This window comes from Microcystis sp. M090S1 (genome assembly GCF_020246295.1).
GTDB classification, from domain to species: domain Bacteria; phylum Cyanobacteriota; class Cyanobacteriia; order Cyanobacteriales; family Microcystaceae; genus Microcystis; species Microcystis aeruginosa.
Genome location: NZ_JADBTF010000025.1, coordinates 1 through 7,620, shown reverse-complemented (window position 1 = coordinate 7,620; position 7,620 = coordinate 1). Strand labels below are relative to the sequence as shown.

General features: G+C 44.7%; 3 protein-coding genes and 2 pseudogenes. All 5 read right to left on the bottom strand.

All coding sequences use genetic code 11. The features are described from left to right. Window positions 1–79 precede the first annotated feature (79 nt). Window positions 80–328 (bottom strand): hypothetical protein, encoded by a 249-nt coding sequence (locus IM477_RS01060; RefSeq protein ID WP_353845522.1) that lies wholly within the window; start codon window positions 326–328, stop codon window positions 80–82. Window positions 329–478: 150 nt separating this feature from the next. Continuing rightward, window positions 479–628 (bottom strand): annotated as a pseudogene (locus IM477_RS01055) (DUF4926 domain-containing protein); the annotation flags it as partial. Window positions 629–755: 127 nt separating this feature from the next. Continuing rightward, window positions 756–937: pseudogene (locus IM477_RS01050) on the bottom strand (hypothetical protein). A 1,304-nt stretch (window positions 938–2,241) separates the two neighbouring features. Beyond that, on the bottom strand, window positions 2,242–6,816 hold the full coding sequence (gene gltB, locus IM477_RS01040; protein ID WP_287730150.1) for a glutamate synthase large subunit: 4,575 nt from the start codon (window positions 6,814–6,816) through the stop codon (window positions 2,242–2,244). 160 nt (window positions 6,817–6,976) lie between these two features. Then, a complete protein-coding gene (locus IM477_RS01035; RefSeq protein WP_104396872.1) occupies window positions 6,977–7,258 on the bottom strand; it encodes a DUF433 domain-containing protein in 282 nt (93 codons plus the stop codon). Window positions 7,259–7,620: the final 362 nt, after the last annotated feature.

Genomic DNA, 7,620 nt, shown 5'->3' with positions numbered 1-7,620 from the left:
CTGCATAGCAATTTGATGATATTGATCATGAGGATTGAGAATTGCTTGGATAAAGACCGTATCTAAAAAAAGTTTGGACTTATTCATCGCTTATATTTCTTTTGGGAGTATCATATAAATAATGATCGTGTTCCCTTGACCGATCTTCTGGAGCTTCATAGGTGCCAGCCATTTCTTCTAACAGTTCCCAAGCATTTTTATGGTTATTTTCTAGTGGATCTTCCCGAGAAATAATTTGGATGATGTAATGGGTATTGGGTTCTAATTCAATCTTTTCTTCGGGACGGAAAACCATTCCATCATAACTAACTCGTAGATTTTTTATCATCATGGATTGTTGAGAAGTAATTCGAGTACGGCCTACACAGTGCCTTAAGGTTAGTGTAACACACCCTCTCAACTATAACTGCCGTGCGATCGCACCCTCTTCTAGATGCCGATATTCTGCTAAAGATTGGAAAATATCAGTCCTGTAGGGTCAAGGTCGATCCTCGTGGGTGGGGAAACGGAGGGAATTTTCGGCCATGGTGACAACAGTAATCGTTTTTCCCAACATATTGAAAAACTCGACACTATAACCCCTTTCTAATCCCTCGATTTGATGTTTTTCTACCAATGTCCCCACGTCTCCTGCGGATAATCATTCTTCGGGAATGTTTTGTAGTAAAATTACATCGGAATAAAGTTCATAAATTGCGTTCATTAATTTCTCTTGTTTTCAATAAATTCTTTCCTATCTCGCTCGTATTAATCTATCATTTTTTTAACGTCAGATGGTTCTTCGTTACTTGGTATGGTTCAATAGGGTGGCATAAATCGACTAAATCCTTATCTGGCAAGAGTTCTATTGATTAGTTCGTTCTAGATCGAAAACAATTGACAAAATCGCATCAATGTCTTTCTCTATAAGGGTTTCATCCCTTATAACTCCGTCCATTGCATAGCACAAACCGAAGAACCCGTCAGATGGTGACTTTCTTAATAGATCCATCAATTTTTCGGATGGTAACTTTCTTAATGCATCCATCAATTTTTCGGTTTTCATTCGTCTTAAGTTTAAGCCAGAAGGAGTGATAAGAGAATGGCATGATGGTAACTTTCCTACTAGATCCATCTTTTTGGATGGTGACTTTCTTAATGGAGCCATCAATTTTTTGGATGGTAACTTTCCTACTATATCCATCAATTTTTCGATGGGATATTGTCTATCTTCTATAGAATTTGCTTCTTCTTGTATTAATCCTACTTCTTCAGTAGTTAATATCAGTCCTTCAAGTTTCTGCTCCGCGTTCTTGATTGTTTGAATTAAGTCTTGGTATATTTTTTGGGCTTCGTCCAACTCCTTTTGGGTAAAAAGATTATTATGAGCTACTTTGTTTCTGGTTTTATACAGTTTCTCCCAATTAGATTGAAAATTTCTGTCTTTAAATGATTCCTTAAAAAACTTATCACCGTTGCTTTTAGTTTCTTCTTTTAATTTACGAATTGCTTCGGGAGTTTCTTCAAGCCTATCAATTTTTTTAATTAAATCCTCTTTGGTTCTACAACCAGATGAAAGCTTGTATATAAACTCACCTAAATCATCAAAATCTATCAGATAGAGTTGATTGTCAATATGGATTGAAAATTCTTTTTCATTATTTTTTCTGTGATTAACTTTCTTGATCAACTCTTCGGGGGCTTCCGTTTTCCACCAATTCACTCCTATCTTGGTTGTCATGAATTTCGTTATGTAGTCTCTTAAACGGCGTTCCACACGATTAATATAAGGATAAATTTGATCAGCAATCTGTTCAGAAATTTCGTCTTTTACTATATCCAGTTTTTCTAATTTTTGGTCTTTGAAAAATTTTAAAATTGGAATACGTTGAGGTTCTAAACAACCATATTCTCCCTTTACAACAATTGAAAAACCTGTAATACATTTATCTTTGCTGTCTTGATCAAATTTAATTGGATTTACTGTAATTTCTATAAAATTATCCTTGATTTGGCGACTGTTACAATCTATTTGTTGTGTTCCCTTCCAAAATGAATTATTCGAGGCGAGAAGATGGACTAAATTATCAGGAGTTTTGATATGAGATTGATTAGAAGTGTCAAATGCGAAGATTTCAAAGGTGAGAAAATTGTTTTGTGTGTCCATTGGAATGACAGGAGTTAGGTCTATAAACAACATCTACCCTCTATTTTAACTTGTCTATTGAAAAAAAGGGGGCTTATTCAGCCCCCCATGAAACTCTAACTACCGCCAATCCTTGCCACATCGCGGGCGTTGGCTTCAAAAGCCGCATCGAGGGCAGAATCGCCAGTTAAACCGGAATCTAACGCCTCTTTAATACACTGCAACATCCGCTTATAATCCTTGGGCATTACTTTAACAAACTTGGGCAACATTTCCGACCAATTTGCTAAAACCAGGGCTGCTTTTTGACTATGGGTGTAATCAGCATGGCGTTGAATTAACTCGCGTAAATCGTCGATTTCTTCCCCTTCTAGCGCCTCTAAAGCCACCATTTGGGTATTGCAACGAGTGGCGAAATCCCCCGACTCGTCGAGGACGTAGGCGACACCACCACTCATCCCGGCGGCGAAATTGCGACCGGTAGGCCCTAAAACAACGACTTTACCCCCAGTCATATACTCGCAAGCGTGGTCGCCAACGGACTCAACCACCGTAGTCACCCCAGAGTTACGCACCCCAAAACGTTCCCCAGCAACCCCAGAAATATACACCTCACCACTGGTCGCGCCGTATAAAGCCACATTACCGATGATAATATTCTCCTCGGCCACAAAAGTGGAACCTTTGGGCGGATAAACGATGATTTTGCCACCGCTTAAACCCTTACCCACATAATCATTGGCATCCCCTTCTAACTCCAGTGTCACTCCTTTGGGAACAAAAGCACCGAAACTCTGCCCCGCGCTGCCCTGAAAATGGAGATGTACGGTATCTTCGGGTAAACCCTCCCAGTGACGTTTAGTGATTTCGTTGCCTAAAATCGTCCCCACCACGCGGTTAATATTTTTAATCGGTAGTGTCGCCTTGACTTTTTCGCCTTTTTCAATGGCATCCTTGCATAAATCCAGTAAAACGGTTATATCCAAGGACTTATCTAAACCGTGGTCCTGGGGAATCTGGCAATAGCGTCCTACCTCTGCATCTACCTCCGGTTGATAGAGAATTGGAGTTAGGTCAATTCCTTTCGCTTTCCAATGTTCTACAGCCTGTTTCGGCTCTAATACATCAGTTCGCCCCACCATTTCATTTAAGGTGCGGAATCCCAATTCGGCCATAATTTCCCGCACTTCCTGGGCGATAAATTTCATGAAATTCACCGTATATTCAGGATCCCCGATGAAATTCTTCCGTAATAACGGATCCTGGGTCGCTACCCCCGCCGGACAGGTATTAAGATGACAAACCCGCATCATAATACAGCCTAACGTCACCAGTGGCGCGGTCGAAAAACCGAATTCTTCGGCCCCCAATAGGGTCGCCACCACCACATCGCGGCCAGTTTTCATCTGGCCATCGGTTTCCACCGCAATGCGACTGCGAAGATTATTTAACACCAATGTTTGATGGGTTTCTGCTAGTCCCAACTCCCAGGGTAAACCCGCGTGTTTAATCGAGGTTTGGGGTGAGGCACCAGTCCCACCATCGAAACCAGAGATTAAAACCACGTCGGCGTGAGCTTTAGCGACTCCGGCGGCGATTGTGCCAACTCCCACCTCAGAAACCAGTTTTACGCTCACTCTGGCCGCACGATTGGCATTTTTTAGGTCATGAATCAACTCCGCTAGGTCTTCAATCGAGTAGATATCGTGGTGGGGTGGGGGAGAGATTAAACCAACTCCGGGGGTGGAGTGACGGACTTTGGCAATCCAAGGATAGACTTTTTTACCCGGTAATTGACCGCCTTCGCCAGGTTTTGCCCCCTGGGCCATCTTTATCTGCAATTCTCGCGCTTGGGAGAGGTAAAGACTGGTGACACCAAAACGGCCGGAAGCCACCTGTTTAATGGCACTATTTTTCGAGTCTCCCTGTTCATTTGTCCAAGTGTAGCGCTCGGAATCTTCGCCCCCTTCCCCGGTGTTCGACTTGCCACCGATACGATTCATGGCAATAGCGAGGGATTCGTGGGCCTCTTTGGAAATGGAACCGTAACTCATGGCCCCGGTTTTAAAGCGTTTCATAATCGCTTCAATCGGTTCCACTTCTTCGATGGGGATACTTTCCCGGTTTTTAAAGGTTAATAATCCCCGCAGGGTGAAGAATTTTTGATTTTGTTGGTTGACCAGTTGGGAATACTGCTTAAAGAGGTCGTATTTGCCCAATTTTACCGCTTGTTGCAGGTTATGAATGGTTTCTGGGCTAAAAAGATGGGCTTCCCCGTCCTTACGCCATTGATATTCACCGCCAATATCGAGGGTATGCACATTAACGTCCCGGTCGGGGAAAGCGTGGCCATGTCTGAGCAGGGATTCTTTGGCAATAATTTCTAAATCGGCCCCTTCAATGCGGGAAGCTGTCCAAGTAAAATAGCGATCGACTACCGATCGATTTAAGCCAATAGCCTCGAATATTTGCGCCCCACGGTAGCTTTGCAGGGTAGAAATGCCAATTTTAGAGGCCACTTTAATTACGCCCTTGGTGGCGGCTTTTATGTAGTTTTTACAGGCACTCTGGTGGTCAACTCCTACCAATAAACCTTCCTCGATCATACTGCCGAGGGTGGCAAAGGCTAGATAGGGATTAATCGCACCGCAACCATAACCGAGGAGAAGGGCGTAGTGATGCACTTCCCGGGGTTCGCCGGATTCCAGGACAAGGCCGACGCGGGTACGGGTTCCCTGCCGGATGAGGTGGTGGTGTAAACCGGCAACCGCCAGCAGTGAGGGAATCGGGGCGTGATTTTTATCGATACCTCGATCGCTTAAAATAATAATGCTCGCGCCCGCTAAAATTGCCTCGTCCACCTCTTGACAAATTGCCTCAATTGTGCTACGCATCCCCTCGACTCCCGAAGTGGGATCGAAGAGAATGGGAATAGTCACGGTTTTAAATTCGCTATTGCCCTGTAAACGCGCTAATTGGGCATTAGTGAGGATGGGAGAGTTAAGTTTAATCAGGTGACAGCTTTCGGGCTGCGGATCCAAGAGATTTCTCTCCGCGCCGATAGTGGTGATGGGAGAGGTGATAATTTCTTCGCGAATCGAGTCAATCGGGGGGTTAGTGACTTGGGCGAATAACTGCTGAAAGTAATCATAAAGCAGTTTTGGCCGATCGGACAAGACGGCTAGGGGTGTATCGGAACCCATGGAACCCACTGCTTCCACTCCATCCCGGCCCATGGGGGCTAATAAAAGACGTAATTCCTCAAAAGTGTAACCGAAAGCGGTTTGCTGTTGAATTAGGGAAACAGGAGTTTCAGGTGGGGCAGTTTCCACAGCCGGTAAATCATCTAAATTGACTAAATTTTCGTTTAACCACTGGCGATAGGGATGAGCTTTGGCAATACCTTCTTTTATCTCCTCATCGGCCACGATACGACCTTCTTTCATATCCACAAGGAACATCCGGCCGGGTTGCAGACGACCTTTAAAAGCGACGCGTTCCGGTTCAATGGGTAAAACTCCCGCTTCCGATGCCATGATTACTAGGTCATCTTTGGTGACGTAGTAACGGGAAGGACGTAAACCATTGCGGTCTAACACTGCTCCCATCATCGTACCATCGGTAAAAGCGATCGAGGCCGGACCATCCCAGGGTTCCATCAAACAGGAATGGTATTCATAAAAAGCTTTTTTCTCGTCACTCATCGATTCGTGGGCCGCCCAGGGTTCAGGAATCATCATCATGACAGCGTGAGGGAGAGAACGCCCCGATAAAACCATTAATTCTAGGGCATTATCAAAAATTAAGGAGTCACTACCCTCGATATTAATTACCGGCTGGATTTTTTTGATGTCTTCCCCGAACAAGGGTGAGGCAAACATCGACTGACGGGCGTGCATCCAGTTAATATTACCTCGCAGGGTATTAATTTCGCCATTGTGGGCAATATAACGGTAAGGGTGGGCGCGTTCCCAACTGGGGAAGGTATTGGTACTAAAACGGGAATGGACTAATCCTAAAGCGCTTTGAAAGTCGGGGTCGCGTAAATCGGGAAAATAGTCACCCACCTGTACCGGCATTAATTGCCCTTTATAGACAATGGTACGACTCGAAATACTGCAAGGATACCAGTAACGATTAAAAGATTGACGACTGAGGTGGGAACGTTTGCGAATAACGTATAATTTGCGTTCAAAGGCCAGATCATCACTTAAATTGGCATCGCGTTCGATAAAAACCTGTTCGATAAAGGGTTCGGTAGATTTGGCCGAATTGCCTAAACTGGAGTTATCCGTGGGAACATCACGCCAACCGAGAACTTTTAACCCCTCTTCGGCGGCGATTTTCTCGAATTCCTGCCGACCTTTCCCGCGAATTTCGGCATCAGGGGCCGTGTAAAGCATTCCTACCCCGTATTGTCCGGCTGCCGGCAAGGTAAAACCTAGATTACTGGTCACTTTCCGGAAAAATAGGTCGGGGATTTGGCACAAAATACCCGCCCCATCTCCGGTATTTTTTTCCGCACCGCACGCGCCACGGTGATCGAGGTTTAATAAAATTGTTAAGGCTTGTTCAACAATATCATGGGACTTTTTACCAGTTTTATGAACGATAAAACCGACACCACAAGCATCATGTTCGAATTGGGGATCGTATAGTCCTTGTTTCCGTGGAGTTTGATTGTTATTCATCTTGTCTAATAGCCTAGCAGTCTGGAAGGGAATGGCCTAGAGGGTGAGCCAGAGTAGCGATTCTAGGTATATCAATTCTGTATCCAGACTGAACCTTCGGTCTTATATCTTAAGGAAATGTTTCGATGTGACAAGGGTTCCTTTACACCGAAGAGATTATTCACGAATTTTTTAGCAGCGGATCGATTAAGTCGTCGGGAATGTGGTTACGCTCGATATAAGCGTTAATTTCCTCTAGATGGTCGCTGTAATAGGTCAACGCACTGAAAATCTGACTTAACGTCAGATGGGGCATTCCTAGGGGTATTTCTTCGGGAGCGACCCCCAGACGCCAAGTTTCGACGATGGCGCGGACGGGTGTACGGGTTCCTTTGATAATTGGTTCCCCGTGTAAGATCTCGTCGTCTCGAACGATATAGAGATATTCGGTCGCTTGAACCATCGCGGTTTTCTGGAGTGGATATCGTTTAGTTTATCGTATCGATCGAACCCCCGACTATTCCCCATAAATATCGGTTCGGTTACTTCAGCCACCCGATCTCACTTGCGGCGATTGTTTCGCTCTTTCTCGCCATTTTTTTGAATTTTCTGTAATTACCTCGCCCATCGATCGGGCTTTTTCCGCCGCATCCCGTGCCATTTCCAGAATTTCCTCTAGTTCCCGTTCATCGGAAATTTTGGGTCTGAAACCCCGCCGTTCTAGGTTGGCTTTACGTTAGAATTAAAAGGCCAGTCTCGAAAACCAAGTGGACGGCGCAGCACCTTGAAAACTCGGCTTAGGGGGTTCCGACCAGAAAAGCTTGG

What these genes read in the sequence shown, in the direction of transcription:
- IM477_RS01035 (WP_104396872.1), bottom strand. Translation starts at nt 7,258, where the DNA reads ATGGTTCAAGCGACCGAATATCTCTATATCGTTCGAGACGACGAGATC.
- IM477_RS01060 (WP_353845522.1), bottom strand. Translation starts at nt 328, where the DNA reads ATGATAAAAAATCTACGAGTTAGTTATGATGGAATGGTTTTCCGTCCC.
- gltB (WP_287730150.1), bottom strand. Translation starts at nt 6,816, where the DNA reads ATGAATAACAATCAAACTCCACGGAAACAAGGACTATACGATCCCCAA.